The sequence below is a fragment of the Comamonas aquatilis genome (assembly GCF_965139575.1).
Classification (GTDB): domain Bacteria; phylum Pseudomonadota; class Gammaproteobacteria; order Burkholderiales; family Burkholderiaceae_C; genus Comamonas; species Comamonas aquatilis.
The window spans coordinates 14,857-36,691 of record NZ_CBCSIW010000028.1 but is presented as its reverse complement, the minus strand read 5'-3'; the positions used below and the strand labels follow the sequence as shown (position 1 = coordinate 36,691).

Sequence of the window (21,835 nt, the reverse complement as noted above, 5' to 3'; positions counted from 1 at the left end):
TTTGAGTCGCCATGCAAGCGCCATCGGGTTCACCAGCACAGTGGAGCAGGCTAAAGTGCCAACTCACTGTGCTTTTTGAAGCCTCATGCACGCAGACCAGAATTTCGCCCCCATCGCCCGTCAATTGGAAAAAAGCCGCCAGGCGCTGCTGGACCTGTCCACGCGCAACCGGCTGCTGAGCCTGCCGCAAAGTGCCTCGGCCAAGTTGCTGCACTTTGCCGATGAGCTGACGCCCGAGGTCTATCGCCTGCTGGTCGTCGAAGGCCGAGCCATGAGCTTTGTGCCCGCCAAGGCCGGCGAAGCCCAAAGCAGCGGCCCCGGGCCTGACGCATTGGCCCTGCCCCAGCCGGAAGCCGACTCGCTCGCAGAACCGGCGGCTGGCGTCGCCCCCCGTCACCGCGATCTGAAGCTGCAGACCCGCTTGGGTACGGAGCAGTTGCAGCGCCGCCTGCTGGACATGTATTCCGACGCCCGCACCTTTGTGGAGGAACAAGGCGTCAACATCCTGTTCCTGGCCCTGGGCCAGCTGAAATGGAAAGACAGAAATGCGCCGGACAAGGAGCGCTTTGCGCCGCTGATTTTGCTGCCCGTGGCGCTGGAGCGCAAAAGCGCGGCCGAGCGTTTCACTCTCTCCTGGCTGCAGGAGGATGCGGCAGAAAACCTGTCGCTGGCCGCCAAGCTCAAGGCCGACTTCGGCCTTGAGCTGCCCGAATTCAAGGCCGGCGACGATTTCGACCCGGCCTACTATCTGGAGCAGACCCGCGCGCGCCTGGCTTCGCAAGCGGACTGGGAAGTGCTGCCCCATGCGATGACGCTGGGCTTTTTCAGCTTTGCCAAGTTCCTTATGTACCGCGACCTGGATGCCAGCACCTGGCCTCAGGGCCAGCGCATTGACGAGCAGCCCCTGATCTCCGCCACCCTGCAGGACGGCTTTGCCGCGCGCGATGCCCTCTTTCCCGAGGATGCCGAGATCGATCAGCTGATTCCTGTAGCCGGTCAGCGCCATGTGGTCGATGCCGACAGCTCGCAGTCGCTGGCCATAGAGGCTGTGCGCCGTGGCGAGAATCTGGTGATTCAAGGCCCACCGGGCACGGGCAAATCCCAGACCATCACCAATGTGATTGCGGCGGCGATTGCCGATGGCAAAAAAGTACTGTTCATCTCCGAGAAGATGGCGGCGCTGGAGGTGGTTTACCGCCGTCTCAAGGCCGTGGGCCTGGGCCCTGCCTGCCTGGAGCTGCACAGCCACCACGCCAACAAGCGCAAGGTGCTGGAGGAACTCAAGGCCACGCGCGACCTGGGCAAGCCCCGGGTGGAGCAGCGCGACCAGATCATCAACGAGCTGACGGGCGTGCAGCAGCAGCTCAACCAGCACAGCCAGACCCTGCACACGGCGCTGGCGCCCTGTGCGCTCACGCCTTATCAAATCCTGGGTCGCCTGGCCCTACTCGATGCCGTGCAGATTGCCCATCTGCCCGAGCTGCTCCAGGGCTCGCCGCAATGGTCGCCCCCGGAACTTCACACCCGCAGCCAGCTGGTGCAAGCCCTGCGCCAGGCGGCCGCGAAAGTCTGGCCCGTGGCCGAGCATGCCTGGCGCGGCGTCTGCCATCCGGCCTTGCTCAAGCTCGACGCGGATCGCTATCTGCAAACTCTGCCCGCGCTGCAACAGCAGCTGCAGCTTTTGCTACAAAAAAACGAGCTTCTTGCGCAATCATTGCAAGGGGTTGAAGCTAAAAACATCGAAGAACTTCAGCAGCAGATTGCCTTGGCCGAGCAACTGGGCAGCGCACCGCCAATCGACAGGCAGGCCGTGGCCAACGCCATCTGGGGCCATGGCATGACCAGGCTGCAGCAACTGGTGGCCGCCGGCACGCAGTTCCATGCCCTGGCCCCGTCGGTCCGTGAGCACTTTGCGGAATCTGCATGGACGCTGGACTGGAACCGCCCGCGCCAGCTGATCGCCGCCCATGGCGATTCGCTGTTTCGCATCTTCCACAGCGGCTACCGGCAGGCACTTTCCGGTCTCAAAGCCCAGCTCAAAACTCCGTTGCCCTCAAGCAGGCTGCAGCGGCTGGCGCTGATCGATCAACTCATGGAGGCACAAGGCCTGCGCCAGACCCTGGCCCAGCAGCAAGCCGATGGCGCTGCCGCCTTTGGCAGCTTGTGGCAGGGCGAAACCAGCCCTTGGGGCCAGTTGCAAGCCGTGCTGAGCTGGATGGCCGGCCCCGATGGCACAGGCCGCAGCGAGAACTTTCGCACACTGTTTGCCCAGCTGGCTTCGCCCGAGCAATGCGCACAGCTGGCGCAAGAGGCCCAAACATCGCTGCAGGCTTTTGAGCCGGCAGCGCAGGCCGTGCTGGCCAATTACCAACTCGATACCCGCGAGGCTTTTGCCGCCAGCACCCTGGCACAAGTGCCGCTGCAAGCCCTGAGCGAACGCCTGGCCCTGTGGGTGGAGCAACCCGCCAGCCTGCTGGACTGGACCGCCTACCATGCCACCCGCCTGCAAGCCCGCGAGGCCGGACTTGCGCCCCTGGTGAGCGAGCTGGAGCAGCAAGCCCTCAGCCTGGACGCCCTGCCCCAGGCCTTTGAGCGCGCCTACTACGAAAGCCTGCTGCGTCAGGCCACGCAGCAGGCTCCCGAGCTGGTGGCCTTCAACGGCGACCAGCACAACCTCAAGGTGCAGCAGTTTCGCTCGTTGGACCTGCAGCGCATTGCACTGGCACGGGCCCAGTCCGCGCTATCGCATTACGAGCAGGTTCCACGTACCGCCTATGGGCAAAGCGCCGGTATAGGCCCCATGGGCGTGATCAATGGCGAGATCGTGCGCAAGCGCGGCCATATGCCGCTGCGCAAGCTGTTCAAGCTGGCTGGCGAGGCCGTGCAAGCCATCAAGCCGGTGTTCATGATGAGCCCGCTGTCCGTGGCCCAGTTTCTGGAGCCTGGCGCCGTGGAGTTCGATCTGCTGGTGATTGACGAGGCCAGCCAGATCGAGCCCGTGGATGCCCTGGGCTCGGTGGCCCGCTGCAAGCAGCTGGTGGTGGTGGGCGATGAGCGCCAGCTGCCGCCCACCCGCTTTTTCTCGCGCATGACCAGCGAGCAGGAGCAGCCCGACGAGGACGATGCAGACCAGCTGATCGCAGGCGCCGCCGATGTGGAAAGCATTCTGGGCCTGTGCGTTGCCAAGGGCATGCCCCAACTCATGCTGCGCTGGCATTACCGCAGCCGCCACCAGTCGCTGATCGCCGTATCCAACCAGCAGTTCTACAACAGCCAGCTGTTCATCGTGCCCAGCCCCTACACGGCCCATGCACACATGGGCCTGCGCTTTCACCATGTAGCCCAGGGCCGCTTTGACAGCGGCGCCACGCGCGTGAACCGGGTGGAAGCCCAGACCATTGCCAGGGCCATCATGCAGCACGCCCTGCAAACACCGCAGCTGAGTCTGGGCGTGGCGGCGTTTTCGCTGCAGCAGAAAGTGGCGATTCAGGACGAGCTGGAGCTGCTGCGCCGCCAGCAGCCCGAGGCCGAACCTTTCTTTGTCTCCCACCCCAACGAGCCCTTCTTCATCAAGAACCTCGAAAACGTGCAGGGCGACGAGCGCGATGTCATCTATATCTCGGTGGCCTATGGCCGCAATCAGGACGGATATCTGCCCATGCGCTTTGGCCCGGTCAGCGCAGATGGCGGCGAACGGCGCCTGAATGTGCTGATCTCGCGCGCCAAGCAGCGCTGCGAGGTGTTTTCCTCCATCACCGCCGACGATATCGACCTGGAGCGCGGCAAGGGCCAGGGCGTGGCCGCCCTCAAGGTCTTTCTGCACTATGCAGCCACAGGCCAGTTGGCCGTGGCCGGTGTCAGCGGCCGCACGCTGGAGTCACCGCTGGAAGAAGATGTGTACCAGGCCCTGGTGGACCAAGGCCTGACCGTGCACACGCAAATCGGTATTGCCGGCTTTTTTATCGATCTGGCCGTGGTGGACCCTGCGCAGCCGGGCCGCTATCTGCTGGGCATAGAGTGCGACGGCGCCAGCTATCACAGCTCGCGCAGCGCACGCGACCGTGACCGCCTGCGTCAGACCGTGCTCGAAGGCCATGGCTGGAAGCTGCACCGCATCTGGGGCTGCGACTGGTTCCGCCAGCCGCGCGCCGAGACGGCCAAGGTATTGGCCGCTGTTCAGGCCGCTATCGCGCAAGCTGCGGCACAGGAACAATCTGAGCCAAATCAGCCTCCAGCCCAGGCTCAAACTGCGGATACAGCTATCAAAACCGTGGAACGCACGCCCGAAACCGAAGCCGCGCAGACGGCTGCTGCCAAGGCGCTGGCCCAGCCCTATGCTCTGGCGCAGCTGAGCGTACCTGCAGAGCTGGAACTGCACAGCGTTCCCACCGCTCGCCTGGCGCAGATTCTGCTGCAGGTGGTGGAGGCAGAAGGCCCGGTGCATTTTGACGAGCTCACCACCCGCATCCGCACGCTGTGGGGCCTGCAGCGCGCGGGCAACCGTATCCGCGAAGCGCTGGACGCAGCCAGGCAAAGCCTGCTGGCCGACCAGTCCATCAGCATGGAAGAAGAGTTTCTGGACATTCCAGGCCGCAGCATTCGCGTGCGCGACCGCTCGGCCGCTGCCTCAGCCAATCTGCGCAAGCTCGAATGCCTGCCACCGGCAGAAATTCGCCAGGCGATTGTGGCGACGCTGCACAGCAATCTGGGCGGCCAGCGCGACGAGCTGCCCGCTGCCGTGGCCCGCCTGCTGGGGCTGAGCGCCGTCACCGCGCCGGTGCGCGAGCTGATCCTGGCCCAGCTCGATGCCTTGCATGCCAGTGCCAAGCTGGAGTTCAACGGCACGCTGTACCGGCTTGCCGCCTGACAAGAGCGCGCAGCAGAAGGCCCGAGATCAGCCCCGGGCCTTGGCGGTTGGAGCATCAAGCGCGGCTTCAGCTCACCTTGTGATCCTCGCCCTTGGCGGCCTGCATGGCTTCGGGCTCCAGCTCCTCGGCCGATCGGTTCAGGTGCACAAACAGGCCCCAGCCGGCCAGCAAGATGCCAACAGCCACAATCAAGGCCGCCGAGTACAGCATGTCGGCAGCAGAATCCTGGGCCTTGAAGGTGGCAACCAGTCCTTCGATCGCCAAAGCCACCACCAGCACCACCATGAAGCGCGAGAGAAAGCGGCGCACACGGGTCGGGCCGCTGATATGGGCTTCGCGAATCACTTCCTCCTCCACCACGGTTTGCGCAATTTGCAAAGCGACGACGCCCGACGCCAGCGTTCCCAGGACCTCCACGATATGCAAGGTAGCCTTCTCATTGAGCCCGGCGTTCAGAATCTGCCAACCCCGGCTGCTAGCCACCCAGATCAGGGCCAGTGCGGCCAGCGTGAACAACAGCGCAATCAGGGAATGGATCACAGTGAAGAGCGTGTGCAATGCTTTCATCTCAAGACCTCCGTCGGTTGGAGCCCATGGTTTCACAGCCATCCAGGCCTAGGCCGTAGGACGATGCGAAAACCGGCCAGCGATACACATCGAAACCCTGCTTCCAGGGGTGGAGGCCCCCTCCAGCCCACTACCATTGGCATATGCCCCGTCAGAACACCAGTCCCTCAGCCTTTCCACCGGCTATTCTTTTGCAGATCGAACAACTGGCTCAGCGCATCGTCAGCCTGCGCAAAAGCCGGGGCGAGACCCAGCTGCAGTGGGCCAGCCGGCTGGGCATCTCCCAGCCCACCATGGCGCGCATAGAGCGCGGCGACCCGGCCGTGGCCATGGCCACCTATGTGTCCTGCCTGTGGCAGCTCAACCCGGCCCTGGATCTGGCACAGTTGCTGGCCGCCCCTGCAACACAGCCATCGCTGCAAGCCCCCGCTATCGATTCAGTAGCTATCAGCAAAAGCAGGCCGGCGGAAAGTGCCCTAAAATCCCCAAAATCCAGCCCCTCCATCTCGATCAAGAGCCAGCCCACGGCCGATCAGCAAGCCGCCATCGAACACAACTTTGCCGCCGCCAAGGCTGCACTGGATTTTTTCAAAAGCCCGCTGTTTTAAGCCGCCAGTAAAGCCGGCAACACCTGGGCGGCCGGGCCGCGCAGCAAGACATCGGCCACCTCATCAAGCTCGCTGGGCTGGGGGTTGACGATGACGATCTTGGCCCCGTGACGCTTGGCACGAATGGCCAGACCGGCCGCCGGATATACCGCCCCCGAGGTGCCCACCACCATCATCAGCTCGCAGGCATTGGCCGCACTTTCTGCAGCACTCCAGACAGCTGGTGACAAGGCCTCGCCGAACCAGACCACGGCCGGGCGGCGCATATTGCCGCACAGGGCGCAGCGTGGCGGCTCGGCGGCAGCCGCCTCATCTGTTCGGCAGCAGCCGCAGCCGGCTTCCAGCCAGCGGTCTTGCATCAATTCGCCATGCAGATTGAGCACGCCAGAGCTGCCAGCCCGCTGGTGCAGGCCATCCACATTCTGGGTGATCAGCGTCATACATCCCGGATGCCGGCCGGCCCAGGACGCCAGCGCCCGATGGCCGGCATTGGGCTGCACAGCGGCTATCAGCTCGCGCCGGTACTGATACCAGCGCCACACCAGGGTCGGGTCGCGTCTAAAGCCTTTTTCGCTGGCCATGTCCTCAGGCTTGAACTGCGCCCAGAAAGCCGAGCCTCCGTCCCTGAAGGTGGGCACGCCCGATTCGGCGCTGATGCCTGCGCCGGTGAGCACGGCCAGGCGCTGGGTGTTGGCCAGCCATTGCTGCACCTGTGCCAGACCCGGGTATACATAATCACCGGTTTCCAAAAATTCAGTCATGAAATCTGCGCTTTATGAAGTGAGGCCGAATGCGACCAGGCGAGTTGCAGCGGCCATGCCGGCACTCAATCGCCAAAACGCTCGCGGTAAGCCACTGGCGTGATGCCCAGGCGGCGCACAAACAGCTGGCGCAGCGCCTGCTCCGAGCCCAGGCCCACATGGGCGGCCACGGTCTTGAGCGGCCACTGACTCTGGGTTTCCAGCAGCTGCTTGGAAGCCTCCAGCCTGGCGTTTTCCACAAAGGCCGATGGGCTCAGCCCGGTTTCCTGCTGGAACACGCGGCGGAAATGCCGCTCGCTCATGGCCGCCTGTTCGGCCATCTGGGCCAGCGTCATGGGCTCGCCCAGATGGGCCAGCACCCATTGCTGCACGGCCTGCACGCCTTTGTGCCGCGTGGATTGCGCGGCCAGCGGCACGCTGAACTGGGACTGGCCGCCGGGCCGCTTCAGATACATGACCAGATCGCGCGCCACCTCCAGCGCCAGCGCATGGCCGAAATCCTGCTCCACCAGGGCCAGGGCCAGGTCTATGCCTGCCGTCACCCCGGCAGAAGTCCAGATCTGGCGCGTGCCATCGCTGTCCTTGACATCGTCACGCACATAGATGGCATCGGCATCCACCTGCACCCGCGGATAACGCTGGGCCAGGGCGGCGGCCACGCTCCAGTGGGTGGCTGCGCGGCGGCCATCGAGCAAACCGGCTTCGGCCAGAAAGAAACTGCCGGAGCACAGGGCAATCAACCGCTGCACCTGGGGCGCCACGGCCTGCAGCCACTGCACCAGCTCGGCCGAAGCGCCCAGCACGGTCTCGATATGGCGCGAGCCCACCACGATCACCGTGCAGCCCGTGCCCCGCTGCTGCAGATCGGCCAGGGACTGGCTTGCCTGCAGCGCCATCAAGGTGTCTGATTGCACAAAGCCCTGCTGCGCCGCCGTGATGCGCACCTCATAGCCATCGCTGAGCCCGCGCGCGCGCAGATGGACATTGGCGTAGTCGAACACGGACATGGGGCCCACCGCCTCCAGCGACTTGAAGCCGGGGTAGACGATGAGATCGATCCGATGAGGCAGGGTATGGCGGTGTTCCATGAAAAGACTCAACAACTAAGGCGGGGCAAACAGGACTGTCCATCATAAGAGCGCTGCAGTCTGCTTGGCCGACTCCAGCAATTGCATTCATATTCGGCCAAAGCCCCCAGGGCAGCGGCCATGGTCAGCGCTTTTACAGCTGCCATGGCCTACATTCGGGGCTTCGCAAAGCGAAAGCGGCCCTCGCCCTTTTGCTCCCCGCTGTACAAAGAAAGATTCAGATGAAATCACGCGCCGCTGTGGCCTTCAAGGCCGGAGAACCTCTGCAAATCGTCGAGATCGACGTGGCTGCGCCCCAGAAGGGCGAAGTGCTGGTCAAGATCACCCACACCGGCGTTTGCCACACCGATGCTTTCACCCTCTCCGGCGACGATCCCGAAGGCATCTTCCCCGCCGTGCTGGGCCATGAAGGCGCAGGCATTGTGGTGGAAGTGGGCGAAGGCGTGACCAGCGTCCAACCCGGCGATCATGTGATTCCGCTGTACACCGCCGAATGCGGCGAGTGCCTGTTCTGCAAGAGCGGCAAGACCAACCTGTGCACCGCCGTGCGTGCCACCCAGGGCAAGGGCGTGATGCCCGACGGCACCACCCGTTTCAGCTACAACGGCGAGCCGATTTACCACTACATGGGTTGCTCGACTTTCAGCGAATACACCGTGGTAGCAGCCGTGTCGCTGGCCAAGATCAGCCCCGATGCCAACCCCGAGCAGGTCTGCCTGCTGGGCTGCGGCGTGACCACCGGCCTAGGCGCTGTGAAGAACACGGCCAAGGTACAGGAAGGCGATACGGTGGCCGTGTTTGGCCTGGGCGGCATCGGTCTGGCCGTGATCCAGGGCGCGCAACTGGCCAAGGCCGGTCGCATCATCGCCATCGACACCAACCCCGGCAAGTTCGAGCTGGCCAAGACCTTCGGCGCCACCGATTGCGTGAACCCCAAGGACTTTGACAAGCCCATCCAGCAAGTCATCGTCGAGATGACCGGCTGGGGCGTGGACCACAGCTTCGAGTGCATTGGCAACACCCAGGTAATGCGCGCCGCACTGGAATGCGCCCACCGCGGCTGGGGTCAGTCCGTCATCATCGGCGTGGCCGGCAGCGGCCAGGAAATCTCCACCCGCCCCTTCCAGCTGGTAACCGGCCGCAAGTGGATGGGCACGGCCTTTGGCGGCGTCAAGGGCCGCAGCGAGCTGCCCGGCATGGTGGAAGACGCCATGGCCGGCAAGATTCAGCTCGAGCCCTTTGTGACCCACACCATGGGACTGGCCAAGATCAACGAAGCCTTTGACCTGATGCATGAAGGCAAGTCGATTCGTTCAGTGGTTAACTACGCAGAATAAGCAAAAACACGAGCTGTTAGCGCTTTCAAAACAAGGGTTTCAGGCATCAAAAGGCTTGAAACCCTTGTTCTACTTACGCATGCAGCTTTGTATTCAGGAGCATCCATGTCCCACTCTTTTGAACTCAAAACCGCCCACGCCTGCTTTGGCGGCGCCCAGCGCTATTACGAGCATTTCTCCAGCGAGATCGGCCTGACCATGAAGTTCTCGGTCTATCTGCCGCCCAAGGCCGTGATGGGCGAAAAGGTGCCGGCGCTGATCTATCTGGCCGGCCTGACCTGCACCGAAGAAACCTTTATGACCAAGGCCGGCGCCCAGCGTTTGGCGGCCGAGCTGAATATCGCTCTGATCTGCCCCGACACCAGCCCGCGCGGCGCCGGCCTGCCTGGCGAAGCCGATGCCTGGGACTTTGGCGTGGGCGCAGGTTTCTATCTTGATGCCACCACCAAACCCTGGGCCCTGCACTGGCGTATGGAAAGCTACATCCTCAACGACTTGTTGCCGCTGATCGGTGCCAAGCTGCCGGTGGATCTGCAGCGCCTGGGCATCTTCGGCCACAGCATGGGCGGTCACGGCGCGCTGACGCTGGCACTGCGCCACCCCGGCCGCTTCAAAAGCGTCTCGGCCTTTGCGCCGATTGCCAACCCCGTCAACTGCGCCTGGGGCCAGAAAGCCTTTAGCGGCTACCTGGGCGAGGACCAGGCCGAATGGGCCCAACATGACGCCAGCGAGTTGATGGTCGCGCAGACGCAAGCCCCCTACCCGGCCGGCATCCTTGTCGACCAGGGCCTGGCCGATAAATTTCTGATGGAAAAGCAGCTGCTGCCCGAAGCCTTTGAAGCTGCCTGCGCCAAGGCCGGCCAGCCGCTGACGCTGCGCCGCCAGCCCGGCTACGACCATGGCTACTACTTCATTCAGAGCTTTATCGACGACCATCTGCGCCATCACGCGGCGCAGCTGTAAACCCAGCGATAAAGCCTGATCCAGCGGCGGGCCCCAAGGGCCAGTCGCTGGCCCAAAATTGCCGCTCTTTGCGGCTTGTTCAGCGCTGCATTTCAGAAAATTTTCTGAATTAATTCAATATTTCAACTATTATTGAAGTATGAATGAAGAGCAAATCATCAAATCCTTGGCCGCTCTTGCGAACCAGGTACGCCTGCGCGTCTTCCGAGTCTTGGTGGTTGCCGGCGCTCAAGGGCTGACGCCCTCGATATTGGCTGAGCAACTGGGCGTTGCGGCCACGGCGCTGTCATTTCACCTGAAGGAGCTGAGCAACGCCGGTCTGGTGACGCAGGAGCGCATCGGCCGCAATCTCATTTATCGCGCCGACTTTGCACGGATGAATGGCGTCCTGGGCTATCTGACGGACAACTGCTGCGAAGGCGCCGGCTGCGAGCTCAAACCCGATGCTTGCTGCCCCGCCAACAACCAGGCTTGCTGAAATGACGACGAATGTACTGGTGCTGTGCACGCACAACTCGGCTCGCAGCGTGCTGGCTGAAGCCATGTTCAACCACTGGGCCGGGATTATGGGTGTGGATGCCCGCGCCTACAGCGCAGGCGCCTCGCCCAGCGGCCGCATCCATCCGCAGGCGATTGCAGCCCTGAGCGCTGCGGGCGTTGAGGTGTCCGGGCTTTGCAGCAAAAACATGGACCGCTTTGCCGAGGCCGGTGCGCCTCCGATGCGAGTGGTCATCACCGTGTGCGATAGCGCAGCGGCCCAGCCCTGCCCTCTGTGGCCCGGCGCGCCCTTGCAGGCCCACTGGAGCTATCCAGATCCCTCGGCGGCAAGCGAGTCAGAGCAGCGGCAACGCTTTGAGCTGACCCGTCAGGCCATCGCCTACCGCATGCTGCAGCTGGCACGGCTGCCGTTTGAGACCCTGGACAACGCCGCCTTGCAGCCACTGCTTGACGACATCGGAGCATCCTGAGATGAAAGTACCCGGTTCTGCACAACCTGTCATGGGTGGCTTTGAGCGCTATCTGACGGTATGGGTGCTGCTTTGCATCATCGCCGGCATTGCCCTGGGCCACTGGATGCCGGCGTTGAGCCACGCCATCGCTGCCATGGAAGTGGCAAAAGTCAATCTCCCGGTAGGCCTGCTGATCTGGGTGATGATCATTCCCATGCTGGTCAAGATCGACTTCTCAGCCCTGTCGCGGGTGAAGTCGCATGCACGCGGCATTGGCGTGACCCTGTTCATCAACTGGGGCGTCAAGCCTTTCTCCATGGCCTTGCTGGCCTGGCTTTTTCTGCGCCAGCTGTTTGCACAATGGCTGGACCCCGCGCAGGTGGACAGCTATGTGGCCGGCCTGATTTTGCTGGCTGCTGCGCCTTGCACGGCCATGGTGTTTGTCTGGAGCCAGCTGTGCAAGGGCGATCCGTATTTCACGCTTTCCCAGGTGGCCTTGAACGACGCCATCATGCTGCTGGCTTTTGCGCCCATCGTGGCGCTGCTGCTGGGCATCTCCTCCATCAGCGTGCCGTGGGATACCTTGCTGGTATCGGTGCTGCTGTACATCCTCATACCCGTGACCATCGCCCAGATACTGCGCCAGCAGCTTCTGCGTCGGGGCGAGGCCGCATTGCAGCGGGCAAGTGCCGCGATGGGTTCGCTGTCCATGCTGGCACTGCTTGCCACCTTGGTGCTGCTGTTCGCATTCCAGGGAAAAACCATTTTGGAGCAGCCTTTGGTGATCGCGCTGCTGGCCGTGCCCATCCTCATACAGGTGGTGCTGAACTCCGGGCTGGCCTACTGGCTGAACAGAAAGCTGGGCGTGGCGCACTGCGTGGCCGGCCCATCCGCCTTGATTGGCGCCAGCAATTTCTTCGAGCTGGCGGTGGCTACCGCCATCAGCCTTTTCGGTCTGCATTCGGGCGCGGCGCTGGCAACCGTGGTCGGGGTGTTGATTGAAGTTCCCGTGATGCTGGTCGTGGTGGCTGTCGTGAACCGGTCCAGGCACTGGTATGAAACTGCCGCAAGCCCAGAGATCTGATCTTTTCTCAGCGTCTCACACCCGGCATTGACTGTCGGCCAGTTGCCGCGCAACGATCAAGCGTATTTCTTGGCGCCGCCGACACAGACCACGGCAACCAGGGTCACGACGAGCATCGTCCAGCTCACGGTTTCCTGCAGCAGCAATGCTGCCAGGCCCAGCCCCACAAAGGGCTGGAGCAACTGAAGCTGGCCGACGGCAGCAATCCCGCCCTGAGCCAGACCGCGATACCAGAACACAAAGCCGATCAGCATGCTGAAGACAGACACATAGGCCAGGCCGATCCAGGCCGCAGCACCCACGCTCTCCAGCGACTGCGGCATATTCAGCAAGGCCAGGGGCAGCATGACGGGCAGCGAGAACACCAAAGCCCAGCTGATGACTTGCCAGCCGCCCAGCTTGCGCGAAAGCTGGGCACCTTCGGCATAGCCCATGCCGCACACGAGCACCGCCGCCAGCATCAGCATATCGCCTTTCAGCGAGGCCTCCACGTCTCCCATGGCGGCATAGCCGGCAACAAAGGCGGCACCCACCACGGAGAACAACCAGAACGGCAGGCGAGGACGCTCCCCCGCGCGCAGCACGGCAAAAAGAGCCGTGCACAAAGGCAGCAGCCCCAGAAAGACGATGGAATGCGCCGAGGTGACATGCTGCAGCGCCAAAGCCGTCAGCAAAGGAAAGCCCAGCACGCAGCCTATTGCTGTGAACAGCAGCGCAGGTGCATCGGCCAGCGTCGGCCGGGGCTGGCGCAGCAAGAGCAGCAAAGCCAGACCCAGGACGGCCGCAATCGCGGCCCGGGCGCTGGTCAGAAACACCGGATCCAGCTCGGCCACCGCCACGCGGGTTGCAGGCAGCGAACCCGCAAATATCGCCACCCCCACCAAACCGTTGATCCAGCCGCTGGTGCTTTTTCCCATCCAAAACTCCTTGTTCCGGTCTGCAGTACATCACCGGCAGCCACGGAAATCCAGGTACAGCCCCATACAAACTCAAAGAACTGTCATGCCCATCAATCCAGCACAGTACGGGCTTCAATGACCGGACACGGCATGCCGATCCAGTGCCTAATGGATGAACTTCAGGCGCTCTCGCAAAAGCATTGACCCCAAGGGTTGAGGCAAGACCGTCAACACCTTCTTATCGCGCGCTGGACGCGCCACCTTCTGGCGGATTTTCTGCATCTGCCTGCTCGGCCAGCCAGGCCGCAAATTTGTCTCGCGCCGCAAAGCTGGGAGCATCCTGATTCCAGCACAGGTAATAACCGCGACCACAGGAGACGGAGATGTCAAACGGCATCACCAGTTCGCCCGCCTGCAACTCTTTTTGCACCAGACTGCGCGGCACCACGGCCACGCCTATGCCTGCCTTGGCGGCCACGATGAGATGCATGGTCAGATCAAAGCCCGGGCCCAGTTGCGGCTTGCAGGCCACGCCGGCCTGGGCGAACCACAGCGCCCAGTTGTCCGGGAAATTGGTGTGGTGCAGCAGGCTGGCCGCCAGAAAATCGCCGGGCCGATGGAATTGAGGACTCAAGGCCGGCGCACATACGGGAACCAGTTCACGCCCCAGCAGATAGCGGGCTTGCACCTGCTCGGGCCAGCGGCGGTTGGGGCGTTTGACCTCCACCCATAAATCAACATCGTCGCGCGTGAAGTCTTCGTCATGCTTGAACTGCCGCAGCTCCACATGCACCTCGGGGTTGCGCCGATTGAACTCGGGCAGGCGCGGCATAAGCCATTGAATGGACAATGTCGGGATCACGCTCAGGCGCACCAGCTGCGGCATGGAGGCCCGACCCAGCGTCTCGGCCGCCAGCTCCAGCGCCAGCACATGGCGCTCGGTCAGCTTGCGCAACTGCTCTCCGCGCGCCGTGAGCGATACCCCGGCCGAGTTGCGCTCAAACAGGCGGCCGCCCGGCAAATGCTCTTCCAGCCGCTGCACGGCGCGGCTGACGGCGGCTTGCGTGACACAGAGTTCATCGGCCGCACGGCGAAAACTTCCATGGCGGCAGACCGCCAGGAATGCGTGCAGTTCGACCAGTGAGGGAGAGCGGATTTTCATGATGCGAGCGATGACATTATGTCATCGCGCATGATGCGAATGTCGTTTGCCGAGCGGCAGCAGCCTACGTAATCTCGCGCCTTATCCATTGAGACATAACATGCACATCAACCGTCGCGAATTCGTAAGCTTGGCCGCTGCTGCCGGCCTGTCCCCTCTCGCTCATGCCGAGGCGCCCTACCCCAACAAGCCCATTACCCTGGTCGTGCCTTTCACGCCAGGCGGCTCGGTCGATAACTCGGGCCGCCTGATGGCCGACCGCCTGAGCCGCCTGCTGGGCGTTCCCGTCATCGTGGACAACAAGGGCGGCGCCGGCGGCTCTCTGGGCTCGGCCTTTGTCGCCAAGGCCAAGCCCGATGGTTACACGCTGATCGTCACCTCGCAAAGCACGCATGTGGTCAATCCCGCCGTCACCCCCAAGCTGCCCTATGACGCAGTCAATGACTTTGCCCCCGTCACGCTGATCGACCGCCTGTCCAATGTGCTGCTGGTCAACGCCAGCCTGCCCGTGCGCACATTCGCCGATCTCGTCAAATACGCCCAGGCCAACCCCGGCAAGCTGAACTACGCCAGCGCAGGCACCGGCTCCGTCTCGCACCTGAGCATGGAGCTGCTCAAGACCCAGACCAAGATTGACATCACCCATGTGCCCTATCGCGGTGCCGGCGTGGCCATCACGGACGTGATGTCGGGCCAGGTGCAACTGGCCTGGAACAACCTGTCCACCAATCTGGCCAGCATCAAAAACGGCAAGCTGCGTGCTCTCGCCGTGGCCGCCCCTCAGCGCGTGGCCCAGCTGCCCGACGTACCCACCTTTGCCGAGCTGAAGCTGCCCGATCTGAACCTCACCTCCTGGACCGGCATCGCTGCACCGGCCAAGACCCCTCAACCTATCATCGACCGCCTCTACCAGGCCATGCGCACGGTGCTGCAAGACCCAGCAACCCATACCGTCTGGGCCGACAAGGGCATGATGGTGCCGGAAGAGCTCAAACCCCAGGCCTACCGTGCCGAGATCGTCGAGCGCATCAAGTTCTACTCGCGCATCGCCAAGGCCAATAACATCGTTCTCGAATGACAGCTACCGCTACGCGACAGGCGAGCTTCGCCCGTATCGCCCAGTTCCTGCCCTATGAGCAGGAGCTGGTTTCCATTCGCCGCCACCTGCACCAGAACCCGGAGCTGGCTTTTGCCGAGCACGGCACTTCCGACTTCATCGCGGGCAAGCTGGCCGAATGGGGTTACGAGGTCACGCGCGGCATTGGCGGTACGGGCCTGGTCGGCACGCTGCGCCACGGCGATGGCAGCCGCAGCCTGGGCATTCGCGCCGATATGGATGCGCTTCCGATTCAGGAAGCCACCGGCGCCGAGCATGCCAGCCGCATCGCCGGCTGCATGCATGCCTGCGGCCACGACGGCCATATGACCATGCTGCTGGGCGCGGCCAAATATCTGGCGCGTCACCGCAACTTCAGCGGCACGCTGCACCTGATCTTCCAGCCGGCCGAAGAGCGCGGCTTCGACAGCGGCGCCAAGGCCATGGTGGAGGAAGGCCTGTTCGAGCGCTTTCCCTGCGATGCCGTCTACGCCATGCACAACCACCCTGGTTTGCCGCAAGGCCAGTTCGCCATGCGCAGCGGCTCCTTCATGGCGGCCGGCGACCGCGTGTACGTGAAGATTGTCGGCGTGGGCGGCCATGCCGCACGCCCGCATCTGGCCGTGGATCCGCTGGTGGCAGCCGCCGCCATCGTCACCAGCCTGCAAACGGTGGTGGCACGCAATGTGGACCCGAACGAATCGGCCGTGGTGACCGTAGGTCGTCTGCGCTCGGGCGATGCGCTGAACGTGATTCCGGCCGATGCCGAAATCGGCATCAGCGTGCGCTCTCACTCGCCGGCCGTGCGCAGCCTGCTCAAGGAACGCATTACCGAGCTCATCACCGGCATTGCCCAAGGTCATGGCACGCAGGCGGAAATCAACTATGTGCAAGGCTACCCGGCACTGGCCAACAACGCCCAGGCAGTAGAGCTTGCAGCCCAGGTGGCCACGGATCTGGTGGGGGCCGAGGCAGTGAACGCGGCCTTCCCTCAGCTCATGGGCAGCGAAGACTTTGCCTATATGCTGCAGCGCTGCCCCGGCGCGCTGGTGCGCATAGGCAACGGCCCGTCCGACGGCGGGCGTGGTCTGCACAACCCGAAGTACGACTTCAACGACCTCAACCTGCCCTATGGCGCAGCGTTCTGGAGCCAACTGGCCGAGCGCTTTCTGCGCTGAAATCTGAAGCTCACGAGCCTGCGCTGCGGCGCGGGCTCGCTGAACCAGGTTCAGGTCGCTCAGGTCGCGCGCGGCGGCTGAACCTCATAGACACGTAAATCCCGCTCGCCAATCCCCAGCACAGGCCAGGCCGCACGCCAGAGCTGGAGATGCGCCGACGCAAAATGCGCGTCCAGTGCGGCCTGGTCGGTCCAACGCTCCTTCACATGGATCAGCCCGGGCTGCAGCACATCCTCGGCATAGCCGTATTCCAGACAGCCTGCTTCGGCGCGCGATGCCTGCACCATGGCCTGCATGGCCGGTTTGGCGCGTTCCAGGTTTTCGGGCGGCAGGCGCACCGTGCCTACGATCAACAGCATTTTTCTATCTCCCAAGCAAAAACCGCCCCCACACCGAAAAGCATGGAGGCGGCGTTTATCTGCCATCGTAGCGGGCTCGCAGCAGCTGCAGCGGCTACGCCGCTGACTCACTCAAAACATGAGCAGCCAGCGCAGACAGGTAAAGCTCAAACCGGTGTTTTACCGCTGCGCATATCGGCGGCGATCTGCGCCAACACGACCGGCAGATCGGCCACGCTGCGCACCACATGGTGGGCTCCCGCTTGCTTGAGCTTGGCTTCGGCTGCGGCCACGCGGGCCTCTACCTCGGCCGGGGCGGCCTGGGCATATTCCTGCACCGAGTAGCCCACTTCATTGCCCGACAGGCTCAGGCCCACGGTCCACATGCCGGCGTTCAGACCTTCCGAAATTCCGGGCACGGTGTCGTCCACCTTCACACAGGCACGCACATCGCTGACGGCCAGGGCCAGCACATTGGCCAGCGCCATATACGGGCCGGGACGGCCGCCTGCATCCAGCTCGTCGCCGGCCACCACATAGTCGGGCTGCACACCGGCAGCTGCGGCCTGCGGCAGCAGCTGGTTGAGCACCTCGCGCGGGTAACCGGAGCAAGAGCCCACCTTCAGGCCATTGGCGCGCAGCCAGACCAGCAGCTCGGGCGCACCGGCAATCGGGTCGGAGAACTCGGCCACCTTGGCGATCTGCATGGGCATGAAGCGGGCATAGATGGCATCCACATCGTCATGGCCCGGCGCGTAGCCAAAAGCGGTTTGCCATTGGCTGGCAATGCTTTCCTCTTGCAGCAGCTGGTGGATGTGATCCCATTTGGACAGGCCCATGGGCCCGCGCGCCTGGGCCAGGGTGATGGTGATGCCAAAAGTGGCAAAGGCTTCGACAAAGATCTGCGTGGGCGCCAGCGAGCCAAAGTCCACCAGCGTGCCGGCCCAGTCAAAGATGACGGCCTGCAGAGGAGAGATATCGGCGTTTGGCGCGCCGGCCAACGACAGGGCTTGGGCTTCGGTAGTAGCGATGGAGTTCATGATTTTTGAGGGTTTGAGCAGAGGAATTTCAGGCCAGGGAACGAATGAAGTTGCGCCCGCGCGGGCCGCTGGCGGCCTTGTGCAGCATGGCGGCCCAGTCTTGCGGGGCCACGCCGTAACGCTCGGGCTCGGTGGCCACGCCCAGGCTTTGCAAAAAAGCGCTCAGGCGTTGCACGGCCACGGTGGCGGTGGAGGCATCAAAGATGGACAGCAGCGCAGCATCGGCCACATCGTCGGCGCCCAGCGCCATCTCCAGCACCAGGGGCAGGCTGAAGGAGCAGGCGATACCGTGCGGCACGCCATGCTGCAGCGTGATGTCGTAAGACAGCGAATGCGCCAGCGCCGTCTTGGTGTTGGAAAACGCCAGCCCCGCCAACAGCGCGGCTTGGGCCATCTCGGCGCGCAGCTGCAGATTGGGCAGATCCTGCATCAACGCAGGCAGCACGGCCAGGCAGCGGCGCGCGGCTTGCACGGCCAGCGACATGGAGACCGGGTTGCGGTTCACATTCCAGATCGATTCCAGCGCGTGCGACAAGGCATCCAGCCCCGAAGCCAGCGTGGCCGCTGCTGGCAGGCTGGCCATGAGTTCGGCATCGATGATGGCCGCCTCGGGCCAGGTCTGCGGCTGGTGCAGCGAGTATTTGCTGCCGCCGGCCTGATCCCAGATCGTGGCCCAGGGCGTGACTTCACTACCGGTGCCGGCGGTGGTGGGAACAGCAATCAAACTCTTGTGCAGCCCGGGCGGCAGTTGCGCACCCTGCTGCAATACCGAGAGCAGATCGGCAAAACGGCCCGAAACCGTGGCACAGATCAGGGCCTTGGCCGAGTCAATGGCACTGCCGCCGCCCAGAGCCACGATAACGGGCACATCGGCATGCTCGCGCTGCACCTGCTCATACAAGGGAGCCAGCCACTGCACATCGGGGTTGGGCTGGATGCTGTCGATCACGCCACGCAGCTGCTCGCCGATCAGGCTGCGCACGCGTTGCACCAGGCCCAGGCTTTCGGCTTCCGGGAAGGTGACCAGCAGGCAGTTGCGGCCTGCCAGCAAGGCCGGCAACTGATCCAGGCTGCCATTGCCGACGCTGATGCGCACGGGGTTGTGATAAGTCCACACGGGAAAAGCCTTCTCAATAATTTTCAAACGAAATCTGCCTGAAGCGCTTGATTCAAAAGCGCTTGTCGCTCACGTTTCAGGAGTATTCAAAGTAGCACCATCGCGATCCAAGTGCCGCCTTCAGTGACGTGCGCCTTGCTGGATGCGGCTGCGCAGCGCGTTGGAAACCAGGTCGGCGGCAATCACCATCACCGTGATGACGATGATGCAGGTGGCGGTTTCCTGGTAGCGGAACAGCTTGAGGCTGCTGACCAGCTCAAAGCCCAGACCGCCGGCTCCCACCATGCCCAGCACGGTGGCAGAGCGCAGATTGACCTCGAAGCGATACAGCACCACAGCAATCCAGGCCGTGATCACCTGGGGCACCACGCCAAAGGCAATGATCTGCAGCTGACTGGCGCCGGCGCTGCGCAGGGCTTGCAGCGGGCCGTCGTCGATTTCTTCAATCGCCTCGGCAAAGAACTTGCCCAGCATGCCCATGCCGTGCAGAGCCAGAGCCAGCACGCCGGGGAAAGGGCCCAGACCCACGGCCGAGACAAAGACCAGGGCCAGGATCAGTTCGTTGATGCTGCGCACCACGTTGAGGAACTGGCGCGTGATGCGACGCAGCCAGTGCCAGCTGTGTAGATTGCTGGCCGCGATGAAGGACAGCGGCAGCGCCAGCATGACGGACAGCAGCGTGCCCCAGATGGCGATCTGAATCGTCTCCAGCGCCGGAGCCCACAGGCGCGGCAGTATGGACATGTCCGGCGGCACGGAGCGGGTCAGAAAATCGCCTATCTGCGGCATGCCGCCAGCCAGCTCGCCCCAGCTCATCTGCGCGCCGCCTGCGCTCCAGTGCAGCAGCCAGGCAATGGCCAGCGCCAGCGCCGCATAGCCCAGCCAGCCGCCTTTGCCTTCGGGCCGGCCCGCCGTCCACTGCCAGCCGTCACGTTGGGTGTTCAAAGTATTGCTGCTCATCACAGACCTCCTGCCGTGGCGGCCATCGAAGCACTGGCAGGCAGCCAGACGCCGGCGGGCGTCAACCCGGTTCTGGCTTCGCTGCCCTGCGCCGCAGGCTGCGCCTCTTGCTGTGCACTGTGATAAATGGCATCGAGAGCGGCCTCGTCCAGATCGGCGGGCGCGCCATCGAACACCATGCGGCCCTGGGCCAGACCCACCACGCGGTCGCCAAATTCGCGGGCGTAATCGACCTGGTGCAGATTGCAGACCACGGCAATGCCCATCTCCCGCGTGGCATCGCGCAGATACTGCAGCACGCTGCGCGCGGTCTTGGGGTCCAGGCTGGCCACAGGTTCATCGGCCAGAATTACCTGCGGCTGCTGGGCCAGGGCGCGAGCAATGCCTACGCGCTGCATCTGCCCGCCGGACAAGGCCTGGGTGCGCTCATCGGCCTTGTGGGCCAGGCCCACTCGCTCCAGACACTGCTGGGCCAGTTCAATATCGCTTTGCCTGAACAGCTGCAGCACCGAGGCCAGCGTGCCCACCTGGCCCAGACGGCCGGTCAGCACGTTCTTGCGCACCGACAGGCGCTGCACCACGTTGTGGTGCTGAAACACCATGGCCACATGGCGGGCCAGTTCGCGGCGCGAGTGCTTTTGCATCAGATCGATGCCGCCCACTTGCAGCGTGCCGCTGTCGGGCTGGTTCAGGCCGTTCATGCAGCGCAGCAAGGTGGATTTGCCCGCGCCCGACAGGCCCAACATCACCACAAACTCACCGGCCTTCACATCCATGTCTATGCCGTGCAGCACATGGTTGCTGCCATAGCTTTTGCGCAGATTGCGGATGCTGATCATTTCATCTTCCCCAGTTCCAGATTCAGCGCCTTGGCCGTCTGGCGTACCACGTCATAGGCCTGGTCGTTGGTGGGTGCAAAGCCGTTGAGCTCACCGCGATCGCCCCAGGGCAGGCCCTTGATCTCGGCCAGTGCGGCTGCCACTTTCTGCTTGGTGGCCGCATCCAGGCTCTTGCGCCAGGCCATGGGCGATTCGGGGATGGGCTGCGAGCGCCAGACGATCTGGAAATCCTCGGCCTTCACATGACCCTTGGCCACAGCAGTCTGAAAAATGGGGTCGGCCACGGCCGCCGCATCGACCTTGCCGTTGGCCACCGCCATGATGCTGGCGTCATGCGAGCCCGAGAAGATCACGCGGGAGAAGTATTTGTCGGTATCCACGCCCTCGCCCTTGAGGCCGGCCTTGGGAAACAGATGGCCCGATGCCGAGCTGGGATCCACAAAGGCAAAAGTCTTGCCCTGCAGCTGGGCCACGCTGATCGGGCCCTTGTCCTTACGGCTGATGATGATGCTCTGGTAGGAGCTTTTGCCCGACTTCTTGGCTACGGGAATGGCAAAAGCCTCGGCATGGGCCAGCTGGCTGGCCAGCACATAGGAGAACGGGCCGAAGTAAGCCACGTCGATCTTGCCCGAGCGCATGGCTTCGATCACGCCGTTGTAGTCGTTGGCCACAAAGGGCTTGATCTTCATGCCGGTCTTGGCGGCCAGCTGGTCCATCACCTGCTGGCTGGCACGCATCATGGCCTGGGCGTCCTCCGAGGGAATCAGGCCCACACGCAGTTCGGTGGGCTGCTGCGCCCAGGTCCCTGTCGCCACCAGGGCCAGGCTTGCGGCTGCGCCTTGCAGCCAGGCTTTACGGGTCATCTTCATGTGGTCCATCCTTTGCGTTGACTTCGTTTGCAGCGGCATTTGCCCTGCGTTGGAGTCAATGGTAGGGACGACATATTTCTGCAATATGAAAGTTTCAGAATTGGTTTGAAC

The 21,835-nt window shown here is 63.4% G+C and carries 20 protein-coding genes; 9 read left to right on the top strand and 11 right to left on the bottom strand.

Annotated features, from left to right (window positions below):
- Window positions 1-85: 85 nt before the first annotated feature.
- Window positions 86-4,867 carry a DUF3320 domain-containing protein gene (locus ACNAZA_RS20905; RefSeq protein ID WP_415798422.1) on the top strand — a complete coding sequence of 1,594 codons (4,782 nt, stop codon included), beginning with the start codon at window positions 86-88 and terminating at the stop codon, window positions 4,865-4,867.
- A 67-nt stretch (window positions 4,868-4,934) separates the two neighbouring features.
- On the opposite strand, the gene ACNAZA_RS20900 is transcribed toward ACNAZA_RS20905, so the two are convergent.
- Window positions 4,935-5,435, bottom strand: coding sequence for a hypothetical protein (locus ACNAZA_RS20900; RefSeq protein WP_415798421.1), 501 nt, complete (start codon window positions 5,433-5,435; stop codon window positions 4,935-4,937).
- Between the two features lie 143 nt (window positions 5,436-5,578).
- Here ACNAZA_RS20900 and ACNAZA_RS20895 point away from each other — a divergent pair, with 143 nt between their 5' ends.
- Window positions 5,579-6,043: a helix-turn-helix domain-containing protein gene (locus ACNAZA_RS20895; RefSeq protein WP_415798420.1), complete on the top strand. Its 465-nt coding sequence runs from the start codon at window positions 5,579-5,581 to the stop codon at window positions 6,041-6,043.
- Here ACNAZA_RS20895 and ACNAZA_RS20890 read toward each other — a convergent pair.
- Complete coding sequence (locus tag ACNAZA_RS20890; protein ID WP_415798419.1) at window positions 6,040-6,804, bottom strand: SIR2 family NAD-dependent protein deacylase; 765 nt, start codon at window positions 6,802-6,804, stop codon at window positions 6,040-6,042. The two genes, ACNAZA_RS20895 and ACNAZA_RS20890, sit on opposite strands and share 4 nt — an antisense overlap.
- 65 nt (window positions 6,805-6,869) lie before the next feature.
- Window positions 6,870-7,892: a GlxA family transcriptional regulator gene (locus ACNAZA_RS20885; protein WP_415798418.1), complete on the bottom strand. Its 1,023-nt coding sequence runs from the start codon at window positions 7,890-7,892 to the stop codon at window positions 6,870-6,872.
- Between the two features lie 221 nt (window positions 7,893-8,113).
- Here ACNAZA_RS20885 and ACNAZA_RS20880 point away from each other — a divergent pair, with 221 nt between their 5' ends.
- The 5 genes from ACNAZA_RS20880 to arsB all read left to right on the top strand — a co-directional run bounded on the left by ACNAZA_RS20880 (window position 8,114) and on the right by arsB (window position 12,226).
- Window positions 8,114-9,229, top strand: a complete 1,116-nt coding sequence (locus ACNAZA_RS20880) for an S-(hydroxymethyl)glutathione dehydrogenase/class III alcohol dehydrogenase (protein WP_415798417.1) — start codon at window positions 8,114-8,116, stop codon at window positions 9,227-9,229.
- A 105-nt stretch (window positions 9,230-9,334) separates the two neighbouring features.
- Window positions 9,335-10,192, top strand: a complete 858-nt coding sequence (gene fghA, locus ACNAZA_RS20875; protein WP_415798416.1) for an S-formylglutathione hydrolase — start codon at window positions 9,335-9,337, stop codon at window positions 10,190-10,192.
- A 139-nt stretch (window positions 10,193-10,331) separates the two neighbouring features.
- A complete protein-coding gene (locus ACNAZA_RS20870; protein ID WP_415798415.1) occupies window positions 10,332-10,670 on the top strand; it encodes an ArsR/SmtB family transcription factor in 339 nt (112 codons plus the stop codon).
- A gap of 1 nt (window position 10,671) precedes the next feature.
- Window positions 10,672-11,160, top strand: a complete 489-nt coding sequence (locus ACNAZA_RS20865) for an arsenate reductase ArsC (protein WP_415798414.1) — start codon at window positions 10,672-10,674, stop codon at window positions 11,158-11,160.
- Between the two features lies 1 nt (window position 11,161).
- Window positions 11,162-12,226 (top strand): ACR3 family arsenite efflux transporter, encoded by a 1,065-nt coding sequence (gene arsB / locus ACNAZA_RS20860; RefSeq protein ID WP_415798413.1) that lies wholly within the window; start codon window positions 11,162-11,164, stop codon window positions 12,224-12,226.
- A 56-nt stretch (window positions 12,227-12,282) separates the two neighbouring features.
- Here the strand turns inward: arsB and ACNAZA_RS20855 are convergent, their stop codons facing one another.
- Together ACNAZA_RS20855 and ACNAZA_RS20850 are read right to left on the bottom strand one after the other, a co-directional pair.
- Window positions 12,283-13,143, bottom strand: coding sequence for a DMT family transporter (locus ACNAZA_RS20855; protein ID WP_415798412.1), 861 nt, complete (start codon window positions 13,141-13,143; stop codon window positions 12,283-12,285).
- 220 nt (window positions 13,144-13,363) lie between these two features.
- Window positions 13,364-14,287: a LysR substrate-binding domain-containing protein gene (locus ACNAZA_RS20850; protein ID WP_415798411.1), complete on the bottom strand. Its 924-nt coding sequence runs from the start codon at window positions 14,285-14,287 to the stop codon at window positions 13,364-13,366.
- 100 nt (window positions 14,288-14,387) lie between these two features.
- On the opposite strand from ACNAZA_RS20850, the gene ACNAZA_RS20845 reads away from it, so the two are divergent.
- Together ACNAZA_RS20845 and ACNAZA_RS20840 are read left to right on the top strand one after the other, a co-directional pair.
- Window positions 14,388-15,365, top strand: coding sequence for a Bug family tripartite tricarboxylate transporter substrate binding protein (locus ACNAZA_RS20845; protein ID WP_415798410.1), 978 nt, complete (start codon window positions 14,388-14,390; stop codon window positions 15,363-15,365).
- Window positions 15,362-16,561 (top strand): M20 aminoacylase family protein, encoded by a 1,200-nt coding sequence (locus tag ACNAZA_RS20840; RefSeq protein WP_415798409.1) that lies wholly within the window; start codon window positions 15,362-15,364, stop codon window positions 16,559-16,561. Before ACNAZA_RS20845 ends, ACNAZA_RS20840 begins: the two co-directional genes overlap by 4 nt.
- A gap of 59 nt (window positions 16,562-16,620) precedes the next feature.
- On the opposite strand, the gene ACNAZA_RS20835 is transcribed toward ACNAZA_RS20840, so the two are convergent.
- The 6 genes from ACNAZA_RS20835 to phnD all read right to left on the bottom strand — a co-directional run bounded on the left by ACNAZA_RS20835 (window position 16,621) and on the right by phnD (window position 21,724).
- Window positions 16,621-16,920 carry a putative quinol monooxygenase gene (locus tag ACNAZA_RS20835; protein ID WP_415798408.1) on the bottom strand — a complete coding sequence of 100 codons (300 nt, stop codon included), beginning with the start codon at window positions 16,918-16,920 and terminating at the stop codon, window positions 16,621-16,623.
- 146 nt (window positions 16,921-17,066) lie between these two features.
- Window positions 17,067-17,939 carry a phosphonoacetaldehyde hydrolase gene (gene phnX / locus ACNAZA_RS20830; RefSeq protein WP_415798407.1) on the bottom strand — a complete coding sequence of 291 codons (873 nt, stop codon included), beginning with the start codon at window positions 17,937-17,939 and terminating at the stop codon, window positions 17,067-17,069.
- Window positions 17,940-17,967: 28 nt separating this feature from the next.
- The gene (psrA, locus tag ACNAZA_RS20825) at window positions 17,968-19,056 is read right to left on the bottom strand and encodes an iron-containing alcohol dehydrogenase PsrA (RefSeq protein WP_415798433.1); all 1,089 of its coding nucleotides are present in this window, start codon (window positions 19,054-19,056) and stop codon (window positions 17,968-17,970) included.
- A 120-nt stretch (window positions 19,057-19,176) separates the two neighbouring features.
- Window positions 19,177-20,016: a phosphonate ABC transporter, permease protein PhnE gene (phnE, locus tag ACNAZA_RS20820; protein WP_205589403.1), complete on the bottom strand. Its 840-nt coding sequence runs from the start codon at window positions 20,014-20,016 to the stop codon at window positions 19,177-19,179.
- Window positions 20,016-20,855, bottom strand: a complete 840-nt coding sequence (gene phnC / locus ACNAZA_RS20815) for a phosphonate ABC transporter ATP-binding protein (RefSeq protein WP_415798406.1) — start codon at window positions 20,853-20,855, stop codon at window positions 20,016-20,018. The genes phnE and phnC overlap by 1 nt, the downstream gene beginning before the upstream one ends.
- On the bottom strand, window positions 20,852-21,724 hold the full coding sequence (gene phnD / locus ACNAZA_RS20810) for a phosphonate ABC transporter substrate-binding protein (protein ID WP_415798405.1): 873 nt from the start codon (window positions 21,722-21,724) through the stop codon (window positions 20,852-20,854). The genes phnC and phnD overlap by 4 nt, the downstream gene beginning before the upstream one ends.
- Window positions 21,725-21,835: the final 111 nt, after the last annotated feature.